Raw genomic sequence first — 23837 nt, 5'->3', positions numbered from 1 at the left:
TGATGCATCATCACGCGTGCGAACATTGACGGCGAGGCGGGACCGGTTCGGTCCCGCTTCTGTTTTCTACGGATGGGCAGATGTTCAGTAGATTGATGATTGGCGGCGTCGCGCTGCTGCTGATGGCGGTACAGGCATGCGCTGAGAAGATTGAAGACAAGGTGCAGGTCTGCGCCGGCTGCCACGGCGAGAACGGCAAGCCGGTCGACAAGACCATTCCGACGATCTGGGGCCAGCAGGCCGGCTATCTCTACATCCAGCTGCGCGATTTCAAGCGCGGCGATCGCAAGAGCGAGATCATGCAGCCGATCGCGGCGCAGTTCGAGCGCGACGACATGCTGGCGATCGCGCAATATTTTTCGCAGAAGCCGTGGCCTGACCTGGGCCAGCCGCGCGCCCCCAAGGACGTGGCGGAGAAGGCGGTCAGCGCCAGCCGCTCGGTCGGTTGTCCGGCCTGCCATCTCGATCGCTTCCAGGGCGACGGCACGGTGCCGCGGCTGGCCGGAATGGGACGGGATTATCTCGCCAAGACCATCGCCGATTTCCGCACCCGTGCGCGCGGCAACAATCCCGGCATGTCCGACCTAATGCTGGCAACGTCGCCCGACGACCTGGCCGCGCTGGTGGAGTATCTGGCGGGGCTGTGAGCGGCGCTGAAGTTCACCCCTCGTTGCGGCTGATCTCCCTCTCCCCGTCCTTACGGGGAGAGGGTTGGGGTGAGGGGCTCTCTCCGCGAACACGGTGATAAACGTGCTCGTGGAAGCTCCCCCTCACCCGGAACGCATCTAACGATGCGTTCCGACCTCTCCCCGCAAGCGGGGCGAGGTGATGCGGAACCTGTTGCTCGATTCAACTCATCATGCCTCAGCGGGGCGTCAGCTCCTCGCGCAGCGCCGACAGGATGGTGAGATCGGCGGCATGCTTGCCGGCCTTGTCGGCCAGCGCAGGGTCGGCGCCATGCGCGAGCAGTGTCCTGGCAATCGCCGGATGATTGCCTTCGGCGGCGATCATCAGCGCCGTGCGGCCGCGCGCATCGCGATCGTCGACCTTGGCGCCGCCTTCCAGCAGGTACGAGACAACCTCGAGCGCCTGCGCCTCCGGCACGGTCTCATCCGGCCCGGCCGCCCACATCAGGAGCGTCAGATTGTTGGCGTAGCGCGCATTGATGTCGATGTCGCGCGCGAGCAGCTGCTTGACGATGCCGAGCTGGCCGCCGGCCGCGGCATAGACGACCGGCGGCTTGCCGGTGTCGTCGGCCTTGCGGCCGTCGGCGCCGTGCGCCAGCAGCATGCGCACCACCATGTCCCTGCCGGCATAGGCGGCGGCCGCGACCGGGGAGGCGCCGCTGCGTCCGGTGAGATTGACGTCGGCGCCGCGGTCGATCAGCCGCTGCACGATCGCGACATGGCCGCGCTCGGCGGCAAAATACAGCGCGGTCGATCCCGCGAGGTTGCGCGCGTCGACCGGCGCGCCGCGTGCCAGCAGCAGGTCGACCATGGCAAGATGGCCGGAGCGGGCGGCGTGGCTCAGCGGCCTTGCGCCCAGCCGGTCCCGCGCGTCGACGGAGGCGCCGTGATCGAGCAGCTCGGTGGCAAGGTTGATGCAATCGGCATTGGCGGCCGCAAACAGCGACAGCGAGATCTCGACCGCGCTGAGCTGGGCCTTGTCGGTTTCGTATTTGCGGATCAGCTCGCGGCACCGTGCCGGATCGGCCGCCGCGAGGCTGCCGTGCACGCTGCCGGCAATGATCAGCGCGGCGAGGGCGAGGCGGCGATACAAGACGTGTTCCTCCGTATGGCGGATCGAGCGTCGCATGATCCTCCGTCGCTGCCAAGCCGCGCGGCCGGGAAGGGCCCGCCGGCACCCGGCAGGCCATGCGATGTCGCGGCGCCGCGGCGTTGCGCCATGCGTCCGAGCCGATGGACTTGCCGCATGCCGCGCGCCACGATGCGGGCGTCGACCATGTCTGACGCGAGTCCTTGTCCAATGAGCGACGATCTGTGTCTGCTGTCTGCCGTTGACCTTCGTGGGCGCATCGCCTGCAGGGAGGTTTCGCCTGTCGAGGTTACGCGTGCGGTGCTCGCCCGTGCCGAGCGGCTGCAACCCGAATTGAACTGCTTCATCACGCTGTGCGGTGACGCGGCGATGGCGCAGGCGAAAGCTGCCGAGCGGCAAATCACGGCCGGCGAGCCGCTCGGCCTGCTCCACGGCATCCCCTTCACCGTGAAGGACATCGTCAGCACCAAAGACGTTCGGACGACCTTCGGCGCGGTGCCGTACCGGGACAACGTGCCCGATAGTGACGCCGTCGCGGTGGCCCGCCTCCGTGCCCAGGGCGGCATATTGATCGGCAAGACCACGACGCCGGAGTTCGGCAGCAAGTGCCTGACCGACTCGCCGCTGTTCGGGCGGACGCGCAATGCATGGAGTGCCGAGCGGTCCAGTGGCGGCTCCAGCGGCGGCGCGGCGGTGGCCGTCGCGAGCGGCATCGCGCCGCTGGCGGTTGCGACCGATGGCGGCGGCTCCACCCGGATTCCCGCCGCCTGCAACGGCGTGGTCGGAATCAAGCAGAGCAACGGGGTGATCCCGCATAGCCAGGTGCAGGATGCTTTCGGCAACCAGACCTACGTTACACCGACCACGCGCACCGTTGCCGATACGGCGCTGATGATGCAGGCGATGGCGGGAGAGGACCCGTCGGACCCCTGGTCGATCGGGGTGCCGGTCCCCGACTATCTCGGCCTTGCCGCGCCGCGCGGCGACCTCAAAGGCCGGCGGGTGCTGTTCTGCGTGTCGCCGCCGGGGCGTCCGGTCACATCAGATGTGGCTGCTGCGTTCAAGGCAAGCCTCGACCGGCTGGCGGGCCTCGGCGCTGAGCTCGAAGAGTTTTCCGGTGACGGCTTTGACATCGAGCCGATCTGGCGTGCGATCAATCACACCGTCTGGCGCACCCGCTTCGAGAAGCTCGCGGCCGATCATCCGAATGATCTCAGCACAACCTTCCTGAAGCAGCTCGCGCTGGCGGCGCAGGTCAGCGGGGTCGACTACCAGCGGGCGATGTTCGACCGCACCGCGCTATTCCGCCGGGTGCAGTCGCTGTTCGCGCGCGGCGATCTCCTGGCGATGCCGACCTTGACCCGGTCGGCGTTACCGATCAACCAGGACCTGTTCGGCACGATCGAGATCGACGGCCGAAGTTTCGACAGCGTGCGGCCGCACTGGTTTCCCTGGACCATGCTGTTCAACATGACCGGGCATCCCGCCGTCAGCATCCCCGCAGGTTTCGGCCGCGACGGCCTGCCAATCGGACTGCATCTGGTCGGCCACTTCCGGGCCGATGCCGAACTGTTGCGCGTTGCAGCGTTGTTCGAGGCGGCCAGCGACTTGCTTGGTCGCTGGCCGACCTGACGTTGTCGGAGACGCTGATCGCGGCGTCGCCGGTTCAGCCGCTCTGTCCGGTGCTCGCATTGGCGACGGCGCGGGCGACACCGGCGATCGCCTCGTTGCACTTCTCCATGGGAGCGCTTGCGCCGGTCAGATAGACGGTGACGACGATCGGCTTGCGGCCGGGCGGCCAGAACACGCCGATGTCGTTGTAGGTGCCGCGCTCGCCGGTGCCGGTCTTGTCGCCAACCCGCCAGTCGCGGGGCACGCCGGCACGCAGCCGGGCGTCGCCGGTCTTGTTGGCGACCATCCAGTCGATCAGTTTCTGGCGCGAGGCCGCGGACAGGACATCGCCGAGCAGCACGCGCTGCAAATCCTTCAGCATCGCGACAGGGCTCGTGGTGTCGCGCGGGTCGCCGGGCACGGCTTCGTTGAGCTCCACCTCCCAGCGGTCGAGCCGGCTGACATTGTCGCCGATGGTGCGGAAGAAGCTGGTGAAGCCGGCGGGCCCGCCGATCTCGCGCAGCAGCAGGTTGGCGGCGGTGTTGTCGCTGAGCGTGATCGCAGCCTCGCAGAGTTCGGACAACATCATGGCTGATCCGACGTGCGCCTTGGTGACCGGCGCGTAGGCCAAGATATCCTTGGCCTCGACTTGCATGCGATGGTCGAGGCTGGATTCGCCGCGATCGACCCGGTGCAGCACCGCGGCCGACGCCATCGCCTTGAAGGTGCTGCACATCGGGAACCGCTCGTCGCCGCGCAGGCTCGCGCGCAATCCCGTCTCCATGTCGAGCGCGGCGATGCCGAGCCGGCCGCCGGTCGCCTGCTCGATGCGCGCAAACTCCTGCTGCAGCCGCTGCGCCAGCTCGCCTTGTTCCGCGGCCGCGCCTGACCGCGGCAGGGTGCAGGACACCGCAAGGCCCAGCGCGCGCAATCCAAATGTCCGTCTCGTCAGCATGTCGAATCTCCCGTTGGCGGCGCGAACCTGCCGGGCGGCGTGACGGCGCACAAACAATCATTTATACAGCGAGACATGAGGAAAACTTGGTCATGACGCCGTGCGCCGGCATCTCCCGCTGAACGCGCTGCGCGCCTTCGAGGCCTCCGCGCGGCTGCTCAGCTTCACCCGCGCCGGGATGGAGCTGCGCGTGACGCAGACCGCGATCAGCCACCAGGTCAAGCAACTCGAAGACCTCCTGGGCACGAGCCTGTTCCGCCGGCTGCCGCGCGGGCTGGTGCTCACCGACGAGGGGCTGGCGCTGCTGCCGGTGCTGTCGGACGCGCTCGACCGGATCGGCGCCGCGATCGACCGCATCGAGGCCAAGGGCACGCGCGAGGTCGTCACCGTCGGCTGCGTCACGACGTTCGCGACCGGATGGCTGCTGCAGCGCATCGACCGCTTCAAGCGCGCGCATCCCTATATCGATCTGCGCCTGCTCACCAACAACAACCGCGTCGACATCGCAGGCGACGGGCTCGATCTCGCGCTGCGCTTCGGCGACGGCTCGTGGCACGGCACCGAGGCGATCCATCTGTTGTCCGCGCCGCTCTCGCCGGTGTGTTGCCCCGACGCGGCGGACCGGCTGCGCAAGCCGTCCGATCTCGCACGGGAGTTCCTGCTGCGGTCCTACCGCGCCGAGGAATGGCCGCTGTGGTTTGCAGTCGCCGGCGCGCCGTGTCCGAAAATCCAGGGGCCGATCTTCGACAGTTCGGTCGCGATGGCCGAGGCCGCCGCGCGCGGCGTCGGCGTCGGGCTGGTGCCGATCGCGATGTTCGAAAATGAGCTGGCGTCCGGCCGGCTGCTGCGGCCGTTCGCGGCCGAGGTCCCGGCGGGATCCTATTGGCTGACCTGGCTGAAGTCGCGCGAGGTGACGCCGGGCATGCGCGCGTTTCGTGACTGGCTGCTCGAGACGCTGCGGACGGAGGTGAGCGAGAGCGAGGAAGCGCAGGTGAAGGCGCCGGCCGCGCGGCCCAAGACGAAAGCCAAAGCGAAGGCCAAGACAAAGACAAAGACAAAGACTGCGAAGCGGCGGCGGGCGAAGCTTTTTGCCCCGTCATCCTGAGGCGCGAGCGGAGCGAGCCTCGAAGGATGCACGGCCACCAGCGGGGCCGTCGACCCTTCGAGACGCGCTGCGCGCTCCTCAGGGTAACGGTGAAAGAGTGGTCGCGCCGACAGTTCGATCGTCGCAGGCGATCCGCTCTACGCCAGATGGCACGCCACGGAATGCCCGTTCCTGCCTTCCAGCAGTTCCGGTGCGGTCTGCCGGCAGCGCTCTTCGGCGATCGGGCAGCGGGTGTGGAAGTGGCAGCCTCTGGGCGGATTCATCGGGCTCGGCACGTCGCCCTTCAGGCGGATGCGGTCGCGCTTCGCCTTGGGATCCGGCACCGGCACCGCCGAGAGCAGCGCCTTCGTGTAGGGGTGCTGCGGATTGCGGTAGAGATCGCTGGCCTTGGCGAGCTCGACGATGCGGCCGAGATACATCACCGCGACGCGGTCGGAGATGTGCTCCACGACAGAGAGATCGTGGGCGACGAACAGATAGGTGAGGTTCAGCTCGGCCTGCAGATCCTCGAGCAGGTTGATGACCTGGGCCTGGATCGAGACGTCGAGCGCGGAGACCGGCTCGTCGCACACGATCAGCTTCGGCTCTAAGGTGAGCGCGCGGGCGATCGCGATGCGCTGGCGCTGGCCGCCGGAGAATTCGTGCGGGTAGCGGCGCATGTGCTCGGCCTTCAGCCCGACCTTGACCAACAGGCTCGCGACGCGGTCCTCGCGCTCGCTGGCCGAGGTCACGAGGTTGTGGATGATAAAGGGCTCGCCGAGGATCGCGCCGACGGTCATGCGGGGATTGAGCGAGGCGAACGGATCCTGGAACACGAGCTGCATGTTGCGCCGCATAGCACGCAGATCGCCGCCGCCGAGGCCGGTGACGCTCCGGCCATCGAACACGACCTCGCCCGAGGTCGGCTCGATCAGGCGCAGCACGCAGCGGCCGGTGGTGGATTTGCCGCAGCCGGATTCGCCGACGAGGCCGAGCGTCTCGCCGCGGTCGACCGAGAACGACACGCCGTCGACCGCATAGACCTGGCCGACCTCGCGCGAGAGCAGGCCGCCCAGCACCGGAAAGTGCTTCTTCAGATTGGAAACGCGCAGCAGCGGCTCGCTCATGATGCGTCTCCGAGGTGGCAGGCCATGCGATGGCCGGGTGCGATCTCGCGCAGCCGCGGCTCCTTTTCGGTGCAGATGCTCATGGCGTATTTGCAGCGGGCGGCAAAACGGCAGCCGGGCGGCGGGTTGATCAGGATCGGCACCGAGCCGCCGATCGCCTCCAGCCGGGTCTTGTGCGCGGCGTCGAGGTCGATGCGCGGGATCGAGCGGATAAGGCCCTGGGTGTAGGGGTGGCCGGGATTGCCGAACAGTTCGTCGACCGGCGCCTCCTCCACCACCTTGCCGGCGTACATCACGACGACGCGCTGCGCGGTCTCGGCGACCACGCCCATCGCGTGGGTGATCAGCATCACCGCCATGCCGAAGCGTTCCTTCATGTCCTGTAACAGGTCGAGGATCTGCGCCTGGATGGTGACGTCGAGCGCGGTGGTCGGCTCGTCGGCGATGACGAGCTTGGGGCGGCAGGCCAGCGCCATCGCGATCATCACGCGCTGGCGCATGCCGCCGGAGAACTGGTGCGGATAATGATGCACGCGGCCCGCGGCGTTGGGGATCTGCACCAGCTTCAGCATCTCGATGGTACGCTCCAGCGCCTGCTTCTTGGTTACCGCCTCGTGGCGGCGCAGGCTCTCGGCGATCTGCTCGCCGATGGTCAGCACTGGATTGAGCGAGGTCATCGGCTCCTGGAAGATGAAGCCGATTTCCTTGGCCCTGATGTCGTCGAGCTGATGGCTGGTCAATGGCACCAGGTCGCGGCCCTCGAAGATGATTTCGCCTTCGACGATCTTGCCCGGCGGCATCGCGATCAGCTTCAGGATCGACATCGCGGTGACGGTCTTGCCGCAGCCGGATTCGCCGACCACGCACAGCGTCTCGCCGCGGTTGATGCTGATGTCGACGCCGTCGACCGCCTGGAGGATGCCGTCGTCGGTGGTGAAATGGGTTTTCAGGCCCTTGATGTCGAGCAGCGCCATCAGATCACCTTGCGCGCGTCGAGCGCGTCGCGCAGCCCGTCGCCGATGAAATTGATGGCGACCACCGCGATGAAGATCGCGCCGCCCGGAAACAGCGCCCAATGCGGGCCGATGTCGAGGAAGTCCTTGGCGTCATAGAGGATGCGGCCCCAGGTCGGGGTATCCGGCGGAAAGCCGAGGCCGAGAAACGACAGCGTCGATTCCGCGATGATGGCGGCGGCGACGTCGATCGTGCCGGCGATGATCACGGGTCCCAGCGCATTGGGCAGGATGTGGCGCACCACCTGCCGCACCGGGCTTGCGCCGAGCGCGCGCGCCGCCTCGACGAATTCCTTCTCGCGCAGCGACAGGAACTGGGCGCGCACCAGTCGCGCGACCGGCATCCAGCGCAAGCCGCCGATCACCAGCACGATCAGGATGAAGATGCCGCCCTCCGGGCCGAACATCGCCTTCAGCCCGTCGCGGAACAGATAGATCAGCATCAACAGCAGCGGCAGTTGCGGCAGCGACAGGAACAAATCGGTCAGCCACATCAATGCGTAGCCGAGCGCGCCGCGCGACATGCCGGCGAGCGCGCCGATCAGCGTGCCGACGAACACCGAGACCAGCATCGCGGCGAGGCCGACCGCGAGCGAGATGCGCCCGCCATAGATCATGCGGGCGAGCAGGTCCTGGCCGAGATCGTCGGTGCCGAACGGATGCGCCAGCGATGGCCCCTGCAGGCCGGCCACGACGTCCATATCGCTGATCGAGACGCGCCAGACGAACGGGCCGATCACGACGGCCGCGATCAGCAGCAGCAACAGCACGGCGCTGACCACGGCAGGCCGGTGCCGGCGGTAGCGCCGCCAGGTTTCGCGCCAGGGCGAATAGCCGCGCCGCTCAGCGGAAGGAGATGCGAGGGTCAAGCCAGCCATAGAGGACATCTGCGATCAGGTTGAACAGCACCACGAGACACGCGAAGACGAAGGTCACGGCCATCACGACCGGCGTGTCATTGGCGAGGATGGAGGAAATCAGCAGCGAGCCGATACCGGGAATCCGGAAGATCTGCTCGGTGACGATGGCGCCGCCGAACACGGCAGGCATTTGCAGCGCAATGAGCGTGACGACCGGGATCATCGCGTTGCGCATCACGTGCTTGACGATCACCTTGGCCTGCCCGAGCCCCTTGGCGCGGGCGGTGGTGACATAGTCGAGCCGGATCACGTCGAGCATTGCCGAGCGCACGAAGCGGGTCATCGACGCCGCCTGGAACAGGCCGAGCACCATCACCGGCATGATGGCCTGCCGGATCATCTCCAGCGCCCATTTGATCCCGCTGCCCGGCACATCGGTGTAGACGAAGGGCAGCCAGTCGAGCTTCACCGAGAACACCAAGATGAACAGGATGCCGGTGAAGAAGGTCGGCAGCGAGAAGCCGATGAAGGCGAAGGTGTTGGCGAGCTGGTCGAAGATTGAATAGGGCCGGGTGGCGGCATAGACGCCGACCGGGATTGCGATCAGGAGCGCCAGCAGCTGCGCCGAGCCGATCACGTAAAGCGTGGTCGGCAGCCGCTGCAGGATCAGGGTGTCGACATTGATCCGGCTGACAAAGGAGAAGCCCCAGTCGCCCTGGGCCATCGCCGCGAGCCAGTGCAGGTAGCGAAGATAGATCGGGTCGTCGAGGCCGAACTTGGCGCGCAGCGCGGCCTGCACCTCGGGCGGCACGTTCGGATTGGTCGCGAGCTCGCTGAACGGATCGCCCGGCGCGAGCGCCAGCACGACGAACAGCACGAGCGAGATCCCGAGCAGACTCGGGATCGCGATCATCAGACGGCGCAGGATATATTGACTCATCGAGAGATCATCTAACTTACGCTCGCACCTTGAGCACGTTGATCTTGCTTCCAGTCGAAAGGCGAGCTTCACCTCGCCCCGCGTGCGGGGAGAGGTCGGAATTCAAGCGCACCTTGAATTCCGGATGAGGGGGACTCTCCACGAACTCACCTTCCAACGCATTTGCGGATAGAGCCTCACCCCGACCCTCCAAGAGCGAGCTCCGCTCGTCTCGACCCCGTAAGAACAAGGAGAGGGAGAAGAGTGCCCGTTCGATTCCGAGCACGTCACGTCTCAGGTTTCACGATACCAGTCTTGCAGATTGTCGGTCTGGTTGGCCCAGCCGGAGAGCGCGGGCCGCACCGTGTTGGAGCAGGCTTCCACCGCGAGGCGGTGCATCACCGGGATCACGACCGTGTCCTGCCACATCAAGTCATTGCACTTGATGTAGAGCTCCGCCCGCTTGATCGGATCGGTCTCGGTATCGGCCGCCTCGATCGCGGCGTCGAAATCCTTGTTGACCCAGCGCGGGAAATTCTGCCCTTGCCACTTGTTCTCCTTGGTCGCGACATTGCGCGACAGATAGCGGCGCATGTGCAGGCCCGGGTCGGGTTGCGTCATTGGGATCTGGAACATCTCGATGTCGGCGTAGAACTTGGAATAGGTGTCGGGGTTGGCGACGTCGGAGGAGAAGAACACCGAGGCCACGACCGACTTCAGCTCGACGTCGATGCCGGCCTTCTGGCAGGCCTGCTTGACGATCGCCTGGGTCTTCTGCCGCGGGCCGTTGATCGAGGTCTGGTACAGGAGCTTCAGCTTCTTGCCGTCCTTCTCGCGGATGCCGTCGGAGCCGACCTTCCAGCCGGCCTGCTCGAGCAGCGCGCTCGCCTTCTCGACCGAGAACTCCCACTTGGTGTTCTTGGAAACGAACTCCTCGGGGCCGTTGAGATAATTGGCGGTGGCGCGGCCGGCGCGGCCGTAGATCACCTTCTTGACGGAGTCGCGGTCGACCAGCAGCGCCAGCGCCTTGCGCACCGCGGGATCCGACAGGATCGGATGCTTGGTCTTGATCGACGAGCGTTCGCCGTCGACCTCGGTGTTCGGGTCGGTGAAGTTGATGGCGATAAACTCGATGTCGCCGCCGACGGCATAGAGCGTCTTGCCCTTGCCGCCCTTTTCCAGCCGCAGCAGCACCTCGTCCTCGACCTGGATGTTCCAGGCGAAATCATATTCGCCGGTCTGGATCACCGCGCGCGCCGCCGACACCGCATCGCCGCCGCCCTTCATCTCGATCGTGTCGAAATAGGGCCGGTTCGGCATGTGGTAATCGGGATTGATCTCGCCGCGCACCAGATCGCCCGGCTTGAACTCGACGAATTTGTACGGGCTGGTGCCGACCGGCTTCAGATTGTTCGGCGCCTCGCGCGACTTGCTGCCCTTGTACTCGGCGAACAGATGCTTCGGGATGATGCAGCCATAGGCGCCGACAAACGCGTTGGCCCAGAACGGCGTCGGATCCTTGAACTTGATGCGGACCGTGAGGTCGTCGACCTTCTCCACGGTCATGCCGGAATAGGTGCCGCTCGAGACCGCCGCGGTCGCAGGGTCGGTGGCATATTCCCAGTTGAACACGACGTCGTCGGCGGTGAAGGGTTTGCCGTCATGCCATTTGACGCCGGGCTTGAGTTTCCAGACCACCGTCTTGGCATCTTTGGAAAGTCCGCCGTTCTGGATCGAGGGGATTTCGGCGGCGAGGATCGGGTTGAGATGGCCGTCGACGTCCCAGCTTGCCAGCGGTTCGTAGAACAGCCGCGAGCCGTCCTGGTCCTTGGTGCCGGTGGCGAAGTGGGGATTGAGCAGGGTGGGGCCCTGCCACCACAACAGCTTCAGCGGACCGCCGCCGCCGCGCTTGGTCGGCTTGTAGGGATTGGGGCTCTGCGCCATCGCGACGCCGCCGATCGCAAGGATCTGGTTGGCCATCGGCGCGGTGAGGCCGACGGCAATCATTCGCTTGACGAAGGCGCGGCGATCCATCCGCCCGTCCTTCACGTCGTCGATCATGCCCCGCAGATTCTTGTCGAACATTGTCCCCTCGGTCCGGCTCAATTGGTTATTGCGGCGGGCCGTGGAACCGGCCGCCGTGTTGGCGGCAGGATGGCACACCGAATGACCGCGAAGGTCAACGCCTCCCGCTCTTCAGCGCCTAGGTCTTTTGGCTATCGCTTGTGCAGAACCTCCGCTCGCCGCACATGGGTTCAGCAGATCGGCGCCAAAAGCGCGCTCTTGCGTGCCTCGCAGTGCGGAAAATTTGTTCGTTATCCTTTGTTCCGAGATGCTTTTTTGCCACGCAGGCCGGAGTTCGCGTCTGAAGCCCGGGCTATCGCATATGCGCTCGATCCCGCCGCAAACTCGTCATGCCCGGCCTTGTGCCGGGCATCCACGTCTCCGTTTCCGCGTGAGAAAAGACGTGGATGGCCGGGACAAGCCCGGCCATGACGATGGGGATATGCGATTGCTTGATCCCGGAGAGCAGGTCCGGCCCGCTCTCAATGCGGCTCTCAGGCGATCGACATGTCCAACGGCGGTGCAACATTCGCCGGCAGCGGACTGACATAGGGCGTTCTTGTGGTCCGCTTCTTGAGGTCGGCCTTGGCGGCCGCGATCAGCTCCGGCTCCATCAGCGCCTTGACGCCGAGGCCGGCCATCGCCTTGGCGGCCTGTACCATCGCCTTGTGCGCGGCCGGCGTCTTGCCCTGCGCCACAACCTGCCAGGTGTGGAACGGCGTGCCGATTGCAACCGTCGGTGCATGGACCTGCACGGTCGGCACCACCCAGCTGACGTCGCCGACGTCGGTCGAGCCGATCAGCGGATTGCGCTTGGCGTCGATCGGCACCAGGAAATCGGCGAGCGGCCGGTCGGTCGGCTCCATGCCGATCGCGTAGTACACCGAGGCGATGTCCTTGTCGGTCAGGGTCGCGCGGATCTTGCCGGCGAAATCCTTGTCGGCATCGTCGAAATGCGGCGGGCCGAGCTCTTCCATGATCCGGTGCAGCGTCTGTTCCAGCGGCGTGTTGGGCAGGATGTTCGAGACGGCGGAGATGATCTTCATCTCCACCTTGGTCTCGGTCATCAGCGCCGCGCCCTGCGCGATCTTGTGCACGCGCTCGACCAGCTCGTTCATGCCGGGCAGGTCGCGGGCGCGGATCGAATAGCGCACGCGGGCATGGGCCTGCACCACGTTGGGCGCGATGCCGCCGGTGTCGAGCAGCGCGTAGTGCACGCGGGCGTCGCTCGGCATGTGCTCGCGCATGTAGTTGACGCCGACATTCATCAATTCCACCGCATCAAGCGCGCTGCGGCCGAGATGCGGCGAGGCCGCCGCATGCGAGGTGCGCCCGGTGAAGATGAAGTCGGCGCGGGTATTGGCGAGCGACGGTGTCACCGCCACCTCCCAGAAACTGTGCGGATGCCAGGTGATGGCGATATCGGCGTCCTCGAACGCGCCACAGCGCACCATGAAGGCCTTTGCCGCGCCACCTTCCTCGGCGGGACAGCCGTAATAGCGCACGCGCCCCGGCACCTTGTTGGCAGCGAGCCAGTCCTTCACCGCGGTCGCGGCGAGCAGCGCGGAGGAGCCGAGCAGATTGTGGCCGCAGCCATGGCCGTGGCCGCCGCTCTCGATCGGGCGATGCTCGGCGATTCCGGCCTCCTGGCTGAGACCGGGCAGGGCGTCATACTCGCCGAGGAAGGCAATCACCGGGCCGCCTTCGCCCCATTCGCCCATCACCGCGGTCGGGATGTCGGCGACGTTCTCGGTGATGCGGAAGCCTTGATGGCGCAGCTCGGCCAGATGTTCGGCGGATGAGCGCGCCTCGGTGTAGCAGACCTCGGGCATCGCCCAGACCCGGTCGCTCAATTCGATGAAACGCGGCTTGATCGCGTCGACGCCGCGCCAAACATCACTACGGTTGTCCATTTGCTCCGATCCCTTAACTCGCTAGAGCATGATCCGGAAAAGTGTGAAGCGGTTTTCCGAAAGGATCATGCTCGGACAATGAGCCAAGGCGCGATGATCTCATCGCGCCTTGGGCAATCTGAAGTGCAAAAGGCTAGCAGCTTGGCGTGAGCGCGACTAGGGCACCTGCTTGCAGATCCGATCCGCGACTTGACGTTATGTCTTCATGTCTTCCGGCTTGGTTTCAACGGCGGATGTCGCCAACATGTCCAATTGTGTCCGTCAAAGGGTCCAACAGCGGAAGTTGCGAAACCGATCCACGCATAGTACTCATGCCGCAATGCCCGTTGAAGTAGAGAGGGCCGCAAGAGGGGAAGTGATATGCATCGGATACTCGCCGTGGTCAGTATCGCGATCTTCACCTTGGTAATGACGGGTTTCGCACGCGCAGAGAAGATCTACTATCTTCACGACCCTGGCGGCAACACCGCCGCGCACATCTACAAGTACCGGCAAGTCAATGCGGAGTATGATCGCGTGGTGATCGATGGTCGCTGCAAGTCTTCTTGCACGACGGTCCTGGGGACCGTTCCCCTCAACAAGATCTGCATTACCCCGAGCGGCTACTTCATGTTTCACGCTGCACATCACGGCGACCGCAGCATGAACCCCGGCGAGACCCAGCTGATGATGTCGGCCTATGCGCCCGAGGTTCGCGACTGGGTGATGCGGCACCATGCGCTCGAACAGGTGGACCCTTACACGTACCTGTACGCCAGGGATGTAAGGTTCATCCGCCACTGTAGCCGATAGCCCAAGCCAGCCGTCCCTCATCCCGCGCTGAGCCGCTCCAGGCCTTTCCAGTCGAAGGCGATGCCGTGCCCCGGGCGATCCGGTGCCATCGCCATGCCTTGCTCCAGAACCAGCGGATGCTCGATATAGCGATCGAGACCGAAGCCATGCGCCTCGAGATACGACCGGTTCGGGCACGCCGCCAGCAGATGCACGGTGATGTCATGCGCGCCATGACTGGTGACCGGAATATTGAAGGCCTCGGCGAGGCGAGCGATCTTCATGAAGCTGGTTACGCCGCCGCAATTGGTGACGTCGGGCTCGGCATAGGACAGCGCGCCGCCGGCGATATAGGGCTTGAACTCCCACAGGCTGCGCAGGTTCTCGCCGGCTGCGATCGGCACGCCGCCGGCTTGCAGGATGCGCGCGTGTCCCGCGACGTCGTCCGGAATGGTCGGCTCCTCGAGCCAGGTCAGGTCGAACGGTTGCAGGGCGCGCGCGGCGCGGATCGCTTCCTCGACGGTCCATTTCATGTTGGCGTCGGCCATCAGCGGAAACTCGTCGCCGAGATGGCCGCGCATCGCCTTCACGCGCGCCACGTCGGACGCAAGGCTCGGCCGGCCGACCTTCATCTTGATGGCGCGAAAGCCCTTGGCCAGATTGTCGTCGGTCTGCTTCAGCAAACCATCCAGCGGCAGATCAAGATCGATGCCGCCGGCATAGCAGGGCACGCGGCGGTCGAAGCCGCCGAGCAGCCGCCACAGCGGCAGCGATGCCCGCCGCGCCTTGAGGTCCCACAACGCGATGTCGAGCGCGGACAGCGCCAGCACCGCCGGCCCGCCGCGGCCGCCATAATGCAGCGCCCACCACACCTTGTGCCAAAGCTGCTCGGTGTCGTCGGCCTCCATCCCGCGCGCGATCTCGCCGATTTCGCGGCTCAGGATATCGGCGACGGCGCCGCCATTGCGGCCGACCGTGTAGGTGTAGCCAGTGCCTTCCGTGCCGTCGGCATCGCGGGCGCGGATCGTGACGAGCTCGAACGCCTTGATCTCGCCGTGCGTGCTGTCGCTGAGCACCACCGGGAGCGGGATCTTGTAGAATCCGATGCTGAATTCCTTGAGGATGGCCACGCCGGAACTCCTTGTCATGGACGTATGCAATGCGCGGCACACGATCTCAAAAGCCCCGGCTGCCTGCAACCTTGCGCCTGCGAATGTCTGCCTTGAGCGATCAGTCTGCCTTCCTCTATGATGTGGCTCGCGAGGACGTGGTTCGACCATGGATGATGCAATTCCGTCTCTGTTGCCGAGAAATTCGGGCCACCAGTTCGTGATCTATGCCGACGCCTGCTCGGGCGTTCCGGGCGCGCTGCATGAGCGCACCTTCGCGTCGGTGAACGACGTGGTGCGCCGGCTGCACCCTGCGCCCGAATTCATTCTGTTCCCCGGCGACGAGATCATCGGCCTCACCGCGGATGCCGACGCGCTGCGCGCGCAATGGCGGCATTGGTTCGAGGTCGAGATGTCCTGGCTCGACCGGCGCGTGGTGCCGCTGTGGCACACGACCGGCAACCACACCACCTATGACGAGATGAGCGAGGCGGTGTTCCGCGAGGTGCTGCAGCTGCCGCGCAACGGCCCGCCCGGTCAGGATGGGCTGTCCTACTGGGTTCGCCGCGACGATCTCCTGATGGTGTTCGTGCACACGCTCTGGAGCGGCCTCGGCGGCGAGGGGCATGTCGAGACCGACTGGCTGCAAGCGGTCCTCGCACAGCACGAGGACGCCAGGCACAAGCTGGTGCTGGGCCATCATCCCGTGTACGCCATCAACGGCTACAGCGGCAGCTATCAGCGCGAGATCGGCCACGAATATCGCGAGCGGTTCTGGGATATCCTCGTCCGCGCCGATGTCACCGCCTATCTGTGCAGCCACATTCTCGCCTTCGACGTCCAGGTTCATCGCGATGTGCTGCAGGTCTGTACGGCGGGTGCGGGTACCGCGCACCGGATGCCCGAAGGCGTCGAGTATCTGCATTGCGTGCAAGCCGCGCTCGATCAGGATGGGTTCCGCTATCAGGTGCTCGATACCGAAGGTGTGGTGCGCGAGCAGCTCACATGGCCGCTGCCATCGCTGGACCAGGCCGCGTGGTCGCCGCTGCCGCGCGGGACCAGCCCTGCACCGCTGTCGGGGACATTGGCGCCCGCGACGGTGATCGCCTTGAAACTGTCGGGCCGCACCGCCGCGGGAACTGCCGCGCCACAAACGCTGCTCTGCACGCCCGCGCCCGGCGTGATCGCACCGCTCTGGCTGGGCTTGCGCGGGCCGAACCAGACGCTCACCTTGATCCTTGGACGTGAGCGTGGACGCAGTCCCTATTACTGGATCGGTCCCGATCTCGGCGCCAACAGTGATTTCGACCTCGACATCGCCTTCTACCCGGACATGGGACCGGGCGGCGTGCTGTGGCGACGCAGCGGTAACACGCGCTGGACGTCGTGGGCGGCGATATCGGCAACGGGGCTCGAGCGGTTCTCATGGCCGGCGGTCTGGAACGTCGGGTGCGGCGAGGGTGGGCCGGATGACAAGCGCTACGCCGGACCACGGCTCGAGATCGCCATTTCCGTCATCGCATTGTAGTCAGTCGCGCCCGGATCGACGCGCTGGACATCGACGCGGCGGCCGGGCGCGCGTCGACACCCGCATTGCGGTCGCATTGGCTCCAATGAATGGCCACGGAAAAATCAGACGCCGGCCAAACTTCGCGCGTAGGTTTTATCGCTTGCTGACTCGGATAAGGACACGGAAAGGAATCGACCATGCGCAATCTCACTGCATTCGTCACTGTTGCCGCGCTCGCCCTCGGAACGCCCGCCTTGGTGCAAGCGCAAGGCGCACAACCCAAGGCGCCGCCGCAGGCATCTGATCAGTCCACTGTCATCCGGAGCATAGAGGTCGTGGACATCAAGGACCTCAAGCCCGAGATGCGATCGAAGGTCGAGGATGCCATCGCAAAGACAAAGGAGGACGACATCCAGTCGCTTCGGAAGTCGATTGACGCGACACCGCAGGCGGTCTCCGCGCTCAAGGCCAAGGGCCTGACTTCGTCGCAGGTCGTCGCTATCAACATCGCCGATGGCGTCCTGACGATGTTCGCCAAAACAGCCTGACAAGGTTCGAATGTCGGCATCGGTGGTTGGACCTCCCCGCGGCCACCAATGCCAACAACTCCCGCAGCCGGTGCTGCGGGAGTTTTCATTTCTCATGGGCGCGGTACGTCCAATGGACTTTCACCGGGGAGAGTGATCAGTCAGGCTCGTTGGGCCTGGTGCCTTCCGCGCGTTTCAATTCGCGATCGATCAGCGTGCAGACGCGCCGCCGCGCTAGCAGGTCGAGCCGCGCGCGCGTGGTGCCTTGCTTGGTCTTGCCGTTGATGTCGAACGACCAACCCCAGAGGTCGGGTTCGATGTTGGTGAGTGTGTATTGAATGTCCCGATGACGACCGATCAGCTTCTTCATGCTGTTTCTTCTTGTTGGCTGAAGATTGCATAGCCAGATCGTGAAGGCGTCTGTATCCGGTCGAATACTGAGCCGGGTGTCCGCGGGGCGGAATTTTCCCAATCACCGATTTAGGGTCGCTGTCCAGTGGCCGCGTGCAACTGACGAGTGCGCATGAGGATTCGCAGTCGTCATGGCGAAGGCCAGGACCCATTACCCCAAGTACGCATTGTTGTGCGACGCTGGGGCCACGATCTCGTTCACGATCAAATGCGGTTGCTATGGGTCCCTGCTTTCGCAGGGACGACGGGTGGAGAGATCTCAGCTCAGCGTCACTACAACAGCAATCCCGCCCCTCATAAATTGATCACCCCGCGCCGCGCGGCATGGGCGACGGCGTCGGTGCGGCCGGTGGCGTCGAGCTTGTCGAGCAGCGAGCCGACATGAAACTTGGCGGTGTGGACGGAAATCCCGAGCCGCTGTGCGATCATCTTGTTGGATGCGCCTTCGGCCAGCAGCGCCAGCACGTCGAGCTCGCGCGGCGTTAGCTCGAAGTCGCCGGCGCCCGCGGCCTCGCGGTTGCGTGCGACGACCGCCGCCGTGGCCTGTTCGCCCGGCGCGGCGAGCCGCAGGCCGGCGACGCCGCCGAGCAGGGTCGCCAGCCGATCGGCGAGGACGGCGTCGTCGACCTCGAGCGCGATGACGATGTCGTTGGCCGGCTCACCGCTCACGTCTCGGGCCTCTCGCCGACCGTCACCTTGAAGTTCAGCGGCTCGCCGCCGCGATGCACGGTGAGCTCGACCACCGTGCCGACGCTCTGCGGTCCGAGGCCGCGCGACAGCGCCCGCACGCCGGACAGCTTCTCGCCATTCACGGCGATGATCACGTCGCCCTGCCGGATGCCGGCCGCGGCCGAGGGGCCGGCCTTGTCGACATTCATCACCATCGCGCCGAGGCCGTCGTCGAGACGGACCGGCTGCAAGCCGACGCCAAGATATCCGCGCGCGATGCGGCCGCTCTTCTCGAGCTGCGTTGCGACCCGCTCGATGGTCGTAGCCGGGATCGTCAGCACACGGCGCGGGCCGAGCACGGCCATGCCGAACGGCTCGCCCGCGGCGTTCAGCGCGAGGCCACCCTGCTGGCTGTGCCGCAGCCGGACGTCGAGCTCGATCCGTGCATCGATTTCGCCGCCGCGCAGGCTGCGCCAGGCCGGGCCCGACAGCGCGACCATGCCGAGCCGCGCGGTCGGCGCGCCGCGGTCGGCGGCGACGATCACCGCGAGCGATCCCAGCGCAGGGCTCCCCATCGAGAGCCTGACGGGGGCGACGTCGCCATCGACGCGCAGCAGCGCGATGTCGGTGGTGTGGTCGCGCCCGACGACGGTCGCGGGCCTGCGGCTGCCGTCGGCGAACTGGATTTCGATCTCGCCCTCGTCGGCCAGCGCTTCGTCGGCGGTGACGACGAGGCCCGCCTTCCAGACAAAGCCGGAGGCGCGTGCGCGATGCGAATGCACGGAGACGATGGCCGGCGCAGCGCGCGCAATGGTCTCCGCAAGGGCTGATGACAGCGAGGACAGGATATTCGGTTCGGTCATGGGAAACTCCGTTGGCTTCCCTCAATCTGGGATGTTGCGGCTGACGGCGATACTGGCCGGATGGGCAGGGCGTGGCCGGGCCGCCCGGAACTGCCGCTCAGCTCAGCCGCTGCAGGGTCGCCTTCGGGCTCTCGCCGAACTTGGCGCGGTAGGCGCTCGCCATCCGGCTCAGATGGGTAAAGCCGAGGTCGAATGCAATATCGACAATGCGTTCGCCCGGCCGCGCCGTCTTGAGGCGGGCGTTGAGATGGGCGAGGCGGATGTCGAGCAACATCTCGGACACGGTGGTGCCGAAGTGACGGCGGAAGCCGAGTTGCAGCGCGCGGATGCCGGTGCCCGCGATCTCCGCAAGCTCGGCGAGGTCCAGCGGCTCGGTCGCCCGGCTCTCCAGATAGGCGCGCACGCGTTTCAAGGCGGCCGGCTGGGCCTCAGTGCGGCCGTTGAAGACATCGATCGCCGAACTCAGGCTGTGCCGCTGCCCGTTGAGCAGGGCATTGAGAAACGACTCGCGCCAATCGGCCGCCGCGATCGCCGACAAGGTCTTGCGCGGCCCGAGCTGCTCGGCGGCCGCGACAAGATGCTCAATCCTGGCCGAGAGCGTCTGCCCGAGCGGCCCGCTCAGCGCGACGGCCGGATCGAACTCGATCGGCCTCACCGCCACGCCGCCAAGTGCCGCGGCGCGATGCTCGACCAGTCTGCGGTCGAGCAGCAAAATGAGCTGGGCGCAGTCGCCGCGCCAGGTCATTTCGGTCGGAATGGTCGGCGACAGCAGCGAGGCGGTGTGTTGTGGTCCGGTGGTGAGCTCGCGCGCGGCGGTCCGCACCGACGCCGAGCCGGACAGCGGCATCTGCAACAGGAAGAAGCGGTCGAGGCAGCCGGGATTGATCGCGACCGATCCGCCATAGGCGACATAGTTGACGGAGAAGCCGTCGAAGTCGGCGCAATTGTGATGCGCGGAGAAATTGCTCGCGGAATGATCGACCGGCGTCAGATCGTGCGGGCAGAAGATGCGGCCGATCGCTTCCACCGCGTCATCGACGCGCGCCGTCGCGACGCGTGCGAAATCCGTAAGCCTTGCGCTTAGAGAATTTGCGCTTGTCGAAACCTCGTTGCCAACAGCAGTCACGCCGGCCGTCCGGAGTTGTTTGAGGTCTAAAACATCATGCAGCCTAGAGCATCCCGCGGCAAAGGGGAACGCCGTTTCGTCGCGCAAACTGCCCGATCTGAGCGCAGGCGAATGCGGCGGCATTGGGCAGACGCCGCCAGCGCAGTGCTCCCGCATTGCAGCATGAAGGTGCCGGGTGCGGATTCGTTTATCGGCTAGACAGCCTCACCGGCCGGCGACAGGCTCCGTGCCGGCAATGCGCATCAAAACTGGAGAGGCTGACATGGGCACGCTCGAAAAAGGCATTACCCGAACCGGCACCGGCTACGGCGGCAAGACCTGGAATATCCTGGGCCAGGTCTACTATCCGAAGGCGGTCACCGACTCGACCTTCGCATTCGAGACCAACAGCGACCCCGGCCAGTTCGTGCCGGTGCACATCCACCCGACCCAGGACGAGTTCATCCTGGTGCAGGAGGGCGTGCTCGACCTCAAGCTCGACGGCGTCTGGGTGCAGGCCAAGGCCGGCGACCTCGTGCGCATGCCGCGCGGCATCCCGCACGGCTATTTCAACAAGTCGGACAAGCCGGCGCGGGCGCTGTTCTGGGTGTCGCCGATGCAGAAGCTCGAGGCGCTGTTCGAGAAGCTGCACAATCTGCAGGACCCCGTCGAGGTGGTGCGTATCTCCGCCGAGCACGAGGTGGATTTTCTGCCGCCGGAAGCCAACGACTAGCCGGCGGCCAAACAGACAATACGCACGCGAGGCGGCAATCGCCGGGGCTGGCTCCGGCGATGACGGGGACGCGTGCGCCTAACGAAATTGGACCTGTTCATTCAATTCGGAGCGGTTTCATGGTCAAGCAGAAGCATGTGTGCGTCATCGGCGCCGGCATTTCCGGGCTCGCCGCCGGCAAGGCCTTTGCCGGTCGCGGCCACAAGGTGACCATCATCGAGCGCAGCGGCGATCTCGGCGGGGTTTGGGAGCCGGCGCGCTCCTATCCCGACGTGCAGACCCAGAGCCCGAAGGAGCTCTATCGCTACACCGACAAGGCGATGCCGGAGGCCTATCCGGAATGGCCGAAGGGTCCGCAGGTCCATGCCTATTTGCGCGACTACGCCCGCAGCCATGGGCTCGACGGCGCGATGCGGTTCGACACCAAGGTCGAAGGCATGAAGCGCCGTGCCGACGGCAGGCCGGGCTGGACGCTGGCGCTGCGCTCGACCGACGGCGCCACCGGCCACGAGGATTTCGACTTCGTCGCGGTCTGCACCGGGCAGTTCAACGAGCCGCAGACCTTGCCGCTGGCCGGCGAGGATGGCTTCAAGGCGCACGGCGGGCAAATCCTGCATTCGTCGCAATACAGCGATCCAGCGCTTGCCAAGGGCCGCAAGGTAGTGGTGCTCGGCGGCTCCAAATCGGCGACCGACATCGCGGTGAATGCGGTCAATTCCGGCGCCAGCGAAGTCACCATCGTGTTTCGCGAGCCGGTCTGGCGGCTTCCCTATTTCGTCGGCGGCCTCGTCAACTTCAAGCGCATCCTCTACATCCGCGCCCAGGAGCAGATGTTTGCGAGCTGGGGCATCGGACCGATGGCGCGCCTTGCGCATGTCGTGGCAAAGCCGTTCGTGTGGGCGAACTGGCGCGGGCTCGAAAGCATGCTGAAGATGCAGCTCAAGCTGAAGCAATGCGGCATGGTGCCGAAGGAGCGGATCGAGGACGGCGTCAATTGCTCGGTGCCGATCGCAACGCCCGGCTTCTATCCGATGGTCGCCGACGGCCGGATCAAGGCGGTGCGCGGCACCTTCGACCATTACGACGGCAAGACCATCGTGATGAGCTGCGGCCAGCGCGTCGCGGCCGATGTCGCGGTGCTCGCGATCGGCTACAAGCTCGGCGTGCCGTTCCTGCCCGAGGAGTATCAGAACAAGCTGGTCGAGCCCGACGGGCAGTACCGGCTCTATCGGTTGATCGCCAATCCCGATCTGCCCGACATGGGCTTTGTCGGCTTCAATTCGAGCTTCTGCACCGTGCTGTGCGCCGATCTCGCCGCGAACTGGCTGGTGCGCTACGCCGACGGCCAGCTGGCACGGCAGCCGAGCGCGGCCGAGATGAATAGCAACATCGCGATGATGCTGAACTTCAAGCGCGTCGAGCGCCCGGCAGCGGGCGTCTATGGCGGGCTGTGCGTCGCGCCCTACCACTTCAAGCATTTCGACGAGTTGCTGGCGGACATCGGCACCAAGGCCTCGCGCCGCAACCCGCTCGTCGAAAAGTTCACGCCGCCGGATGCGGACGCCTATGCCCGCTTCCTCGCGACCGCGCCGGCATACAGGGCGGTGGCCTAATCGCGGCCGGCGTCGAGGAAGGCTTGCGCCAGGCGCTCGGGATTGGAGAAGCACAGCTCGTGGCTGCCCGGCACCAGGACCAGGCGGAACAGTCCGAGCTTCTCCGACAACCGCGGATGCCAGGGCAGGCTGTGCGGCATCGCGGTGTCCTCGGTGCAGTTCACGTAGGACTTTGCGATGGGCATCTCGGCGGGATTGGTGCGCAGCGCGATCTTGTCCTGGAAGGTCTTCAACGGATGCGGATTGAGCTTGTCATAGGCACGCTGCGCCGTCTCGAGGTCGGCGTCGTTGATGAAGGCCTCGCGCCAGATCGGGAACGGCAACACCACCGAGCCGTCGCCGCGCTCGGCGTGAATGGCGTCGAACAGGCCGCGATAGTGCGGCGGCACCATGTCGTTGAGGCACTCGCCATTGTTGGGCACGAACGCGTTCCAGTAGACGAGGCGGCGGATGCGATCCGCGGCGGCGTCGGCGACGCCCGTGATGACCATGCCGCCATAGCTGTGGCCGACCAGCACGATGTCCTTGAGGTCATGCTCGGCGAGATAATCCACGATCGACTGGATCGCCTCGGCAAGGCCGGAGTCCTTCCGGTCGCCGGGGCGGTTACCCCTGATGGTCGGGGTGTGGACGACATGGCCGGCCTTGCGGATGGCAGCCGCAACCGGTTCAAACTCGGCGCCGTTATCCATGGACGAGAACATAGGTCGACATGTTGTACCTCCCTGTCTGGTTTGGTTAGATCGATTGCCGCGTCCGGACGGCCCGGGATACGCGCAAGTTTCATCCGTTTCCTGATGGATATTGACCTGGATATTGACCTGGACCCGCGGAACGCGCTTGGCTGTGAGCGAACGGGACTGGGCTCGGAGTGAACTGATGCAGCAAATCGCCGCCGCGGATCGCTCGCGCAGGCTGAGCTGGAATACCGCGGACACGAGGCCCGGCGAGCAGTTTGCCTATTACCGCGAGGCGATCTGCCAGGCCTTCATGAACCTGACGCCGGAGCCGCCGGCGACGCCGGGCTTCCTCGCCCGCGTCGAGACCCTTGGACTCGGCGACGGCGCGGTCAACCGGGTCAGCTTCCCGGAGCATGTCGTGCGACGCTCCGCTGCCGACATCGCCGCGTCCAGCCGGCGCTGCTACTATCCTGTCTCTTATACACATCTGACGCTGCCGACGACCATGGTATAGTGTAGATCTC

21 protein-coding genes and 2 pseudogenes are annotated in these 23837 nt (G+C 65.7%); 9 read left to right on the top strand and 14 right to left on the bottom strand.

What is annotated here, in order from left to right:
* Nucleotides 1-80 precede the first annotated feature (80 nt).
* On the top strand, nucleotides 81-647 hold the full coding sequence (locus tag PMN64_RS26295; protein ID WP_411782730.1) for a c-type cytochrome: 567 nt from the start codon (nucleotides 81-83) through the stop codon (nucleotides 645-647).
* A 217-nt stretch (nucleotides 648-864) separates the two neighbouring features.
* Here PMN64_RS26295 and PMN64_RS26290 read toward each other — a convergent pair whose 3' ends face one another.
* Nucleotides 865-1779 (bottom strand): ankyrin repeat domain-containing protein, encoded by a 915-nt coding sequence (locus PMN64_RS26290; protein WP_411782729.1) that lies wholly within the window; start codon nucleotides 1777-1779, stop codon nucleotides 865-867.
* A gap of 207 nt (nucleotides 1780-1986) precedes the next feature.
* On the opposite strand from PMN64_RS26290, the gene PMN64_RS26285 reads away from it, so the two are divergent.
* Nucleotides 1987-3408, top strand: coding sequence for an amidase (locus PMN64_RS26285; RefSeq protein WP_411782728.1), 1422 nt, complete (start codon nucleotides 1987-1989; stop codon nucleotides 3406-3408).
* A 34-nt stretch (nucleotides 3409-3442) separates the two neighbouring features.
* Here PMN64_RS26285 and bla read toward each other — a convergent pair whose 3' ends face one another.
* Nucleotides 3443-4342: a class A beta-lactamase gene (bla, locus tag PMN64_RS26280; protein WP_411782727.1), complete on the bottom strand. Its 900-nt coding sequence runs from the start codon at nucleotides 4340-4342 to the stop codon at nucleotides 3443-3445.
* A gap of 100 nt (nucleotides 4343-4442) precedes the next feature.
* On the opposite strand from bla, the gene PMN64_RS26275 reads away from it, so the two are divergent.
* Nucleotides 4443-5447: a LysR substrate-binding domain-containing protein gene (locus PMN64_RS26275; RefSeq protein WP_411782726.1), complete on the top strand. Its 1005-nt coding sequence runs from the start codon at nucleotides 4443-4445 to the stop codon at nucleotides 5445-5447.
* 137 nt (nucleotides 5448-5584) lie between these two features.
* Here PMN64_RS26275 and PMN64_RS26270 read toward each other — a convergent pair whose 3' ends face one another.
* The 6 genes from PMN64_RS26270 to PMN64_RS26245 form a co-directional block, all read right to left on the bottom strand.
* Complete coding sequence (locus PMN64_RS26270; protein WP_411782725.1) at nucleotides 5585-6553, bottom strand: ABC transporter ATP-binding protein; 969 nt, start codon at nucleotides 6551-6553, stop codon at nucleotides 5585-5587.
* Nucleotides 6550-7530: an ABC transporter ATP-binding protein gene (locus PMN64_RS26265; protein WP_141340051.1), complete on the bottom strand. Its 981-nt coding sequence runs from the start codon at nucleotides 7528-7530 to the stop codon at nucleotides 6550-6552. The genes PMN64_RS26270 and PMN64_RS26265 overlap by 4 nt, the downstream gene beginning before the upstream one ends.
* Nucleotides 7527-8444, bottom strand: a complete 918-nt coding sequence (locus PMN64_RS26260; protein ID WP_028334911.1) for an ABC transporter permease — start codon at nucleotides 8442-8444, stop codon at nucleotides 7527-7529. Before PMN64_RS26260 ends, PMN64_RS26265 begins: the two co-directional genes overlap by 4 nt.
* Nucleotides 8410-9366: an ABC transporter permease gene (locus tag PMN64_RS26255; RefSeq protein ID WP_411782724.1), complete on the bottom strand. Its 957-nt coding sequence runs from the start codon at nucleotides 9364-9366 to the stop codon at nucleotides 8410-8412. The genes PMN64_RS26260 and PMN64_RS26255 overlap by 35 nt, the downstream gene beginning before the upstream one ends.
* Before the next feature lie 273 nt (nucleotides 9367-9639).
* Nucleotides 9640-11430, bottom strand: a complete 1791-nt coding sequence (locus PMN64_RS26250; protein ID WP_411782723.1) for a peptide ABC transporter substrate-binding protein — start codon at nucleotides 11428-11430, stop codon at nucleotides 9640-9642.
* 473 nt (nucleotides 11431-11903) lie between these two features.
* Nucleotides 11904-13322, bottom strand: coding sequence for a M20 family metallopeptidase (locus PMN64_RS26245; RefSeq protein WP_411782722.1), 1419 nt, complete (start codon nucleotides 13320-13322; stop codon nucleotides 11904-11906).
* Between the two features lie 378 nt (nucleotides 13323-13700).
* Between PMN64_RS26245 and PMN64_RS26240 the strand changes: the two genes are divergently transcribed.
* Nucleotides 13701-14114 (top strand): hypothetical protein, encoded by a 414-nt coding sequence (locus PMN64_RS26240; RefSeq protein ID WP_244435878.1) that lies wholly within the window; start codon nucleotides 13701-13703, stop codon nucleotides 14112-14114.
* A 17-nt stretch (nucleotides 14115-14131) separates the two neighbouring features.
* Here the strand turns inward: PMN64_RS26240 and PMN64_RS26235 are convergent, their stop codons facing one another.
* A complete protein-coding gene (locus tag PMN64_RS26235) occupies nucleotides 14132-15223 on the bottom strand; it encodes a mandelate racemase/muconate lactonizing enzyme family protein (protein ID WP_411782721.1) in 1092 nt (363 codons plus the stop codon).
* A gap of 148 nt (nucleotides 15224-15371) precedes the next feature.
* Between PMN64_RS26235 and PMN64_RS26230 the strand changes: the two genes are divergently transcribed.
* Nucleotides 15372-16730 carry a metallophosphoesterase family protein gene (locus PMN64_RS26230; protein ID WP_411782720.1) on the top strand — a complete coding sequence of 453 codons (1359 nt, stop codon included), beginning with the start codon at nucleotides 15372-15374 and terminating at the stop codon, nucleotides 16728-16730.
* A 179-nt stretch (nucleotides 16731-16909) separates the two neighbouring features.
* Entirely contained in the window at nucleotides 16910-17260 is a 351-nt protein-coding gene (locus PMN64_RS26225; protein WP_028342538.1) for a hypothetical protein, read from the top strand.
* A gap of 136 nt (nucleotides 17261-17396) precedes the next feature.
* Here PMN64_RS26225 and PMN64_RS26220 read toward each other — a convergent pair whose 3' ends face one another.
* The 4 genes from PMN64_RS26220 to PMN64_RS26205 form a co-directional block, all read right to left on the bottom strand.
* Nucleotides 17397-17609 (bottom strand): hypothetical protein, encoded by a 213-nt coding sequence (locus PMN64_RS26220; RefSeq protein WP_411782719.1) that lies wholly within the window; start codon nucleotides 17607-17609, stop codon nucleotides 17397-17399.
* A gap of 335 nt (nucleotides 17610-17944) precedes the next feature.
* The gene (locus PMN64_RS26215) at nucleotides 17945-18319 is read right to left on the bottom strand and encodes a response regulator transcription factor (RefSeq protein WP_411782718.1); all 375 of its coding nucleotides are present in this window, start codon (nucleotides 18317-18319) and stop codon (nucleotides 17945-17947) included.
* A complete protein-coding gene (locus PMN64_RS26210; protein WP_411782717.1) occupies nucleotides 18316-19182 on the bottom strand; it encodes a S1C family serine protease in 867 nt (288 codons plus the stop codon). Before PMN64_RS26210 ends, PMN64_RS26215 begins: the two co-directional genes overlap by 4 nt.
* A gap of 97 nt (nucleotides 19183-19279) precedes the next feature.
* On the bottom strand, nucleotides 19280-20308 hold the full coding sequence (locus tag PMN64_RS26205) for an AraC family transcriptional regulator (RefSeq protein WP_411782716.1): 1029 nt from the start codon (nucleotides 20306-20308) through the stop codon (nucleotides 19280-19282).
* Between the two features lie 262 nt (nucleotides 20309-20570).
* On the opposite strand from PMN64_RS26205, the gene PMN64_RS26200 reads away from it, so the two are divergent.
* Both PMN64_RS26200 and PMN64_RS26195 read left to right on the top strand, forming a co-directional pair.
* Nucleotides 20571-21020: a cupin domain-containing protein gene (locus tag PMN64_RS26200; protein WP_021079721.1), complete on the top strand. Its 450-nt coding sequence runs from the start codon at nucleotides 20571-20573 to the stop codon at nucleotides 21018-21020.
* A 119-nt stretch (nucleotides 21021-21139) separates the two neighbouring features.
* A complete protein-coding gene (locus PMN64_RS26195) occupies nucleotides 21140-22633 on the top strand; it encodes a flavin-containing monooxygenase (protein ID WP_411782715.1) in 1494 nt (497 codons plus the stop codon).
* On the opposite strand, the pseudogene PMN64_RS26190 reads toward PMN64_RS26195, so the two are convergent.
* Nucleotides 22630-23347, bottom strand: a pseudogene (locus PMN64_RS26190) (alpha/beta hydrolase). The gene PMN64_RS26195 and the pseudogene PMN64_RS26190 sit on opposite strands and share 4 nt — an antisense overlap.
* Nucleotides 23348-23512: 165 nt before the next feature.
* Here PMN64_RS26190 and PMN64_RS26185 point away from each other — a divergent pair.
* Nucleotides 23513-23782 (top strand): annotated as a pseudogene (locus PMN64_RS26185) (AraC family transcriptional regulator); the annotation flags it as partial.
* Nucleotides 23783-23837 lie beyond the last annotated feature (55 nt).

Source organism: Bradyrhizobium sp. UFLA01-814, assembly GCF_046718885.1.
Classification (GTDB): Bacteria; Pseudomonadota; Alphaproteobacteria; order Rhizobiales; family Xanthobacteraceae; genus Bradyrhizobium; species Bradyrhizobium elkanii.
This window is presented reverse-complemented; position numbering and strand designations above follow the sequence as displayed.

Coding starts and splice junctions, on each gene's coding strand:
- PMN64_RS26295 (WP_411782730.1), top strand. CDS start 81: ATGTTCAGTAGATTGATGATTGGCGGCGTCGCGCTGCTGCTGATGGCG.
- PMN64_RS26285 (WP_411782728.1), top strand. CDS start 1,987: ATGAGCGACGATCTGTGTCTGCTGTCTGCCGTTGACCTTCGTGGGCGC.
- bla (WP_411782727.1), bottom strand. CDS start 4,342: ATGCTGACGAGACGGACATTTGGATTGCGCGCGCTGGGCCTTGCGGTG.
- PMN64_RS26270 (WP_411782725.1), bottom strand. CDS start 6,553: ATGAGCGAGCCGCTGCTGCGCGTTTCCAATCTGAAGAAGCACTTTCCG.
- PMN64_RS26260 (WP_028334911.1), bottom strand. CDS start 8,444: ATGGCTGGCTTGACCCTCGCATCTCCTTCCGCTGAGCGGCGCGGCTAT.
- PMN64_RS26255 (WP_411782724.1), bottom strand. CDS start 9,366: ATGAGTCAATATATCCTGCGCCGTCTGATGATCGCGATCCCGAGTCTG.
- PMN64_RS26250 (WP_411782723.1), bottom strand. CDS start 11,430: ATGTTCGACAAGAATCTGCGGGGCATGATCGACGACGTGAAGGACGGG.
- PMN64_RS26245 (WP_411782722.1), bottom strand. CDS start 13,322: ATGGACAACCGTAGTGATGTTTGGCGCGGCGTCGACGCGATCAAGCCG.
- PMN64_RS26230 (WP_411782720.1), top strand. CDS start 15,372: ATGGATGATGCAATTCCGTCTCTGTTGCCGAGAAATTCGGGCCACCAG.
- PMN64_RS26225 (WP_028342538.1), top strand. CDS start 16,910: ATGCGCAATCTCACTGCATTCGTCACTGTTGCCGCGCTCGCCCTCGGA.
- PMN64_RS26220 (WP_411782719.1), bottom strand. CDS start 17,609: ATGAAGAAGCTGATCGGTCGTCATCGGGACATTCAATACACACTCACC.
- PMN64_RS26210 (WP_411782717.1), bottom strand. CDS start 19,182: ATGACCGAACCGAATATCCTGTCCTCGCTGTCATCAGCCCTTGCGGAG.
- PMN64_RS26200 (WP_021079721.1), top strand. CDS start 20,571: ATGGGCACGCTCGAAAAAGGCATTACCCGAACCGGCACCGGCTACGGC.
- PMN64_RS26195 (WP_411782715.1), top strand. CDS start 21,140: ATGGTCAAGCAGAAGCATGTGTGCGTCATCGGCGCCGGCATTTCCGGG.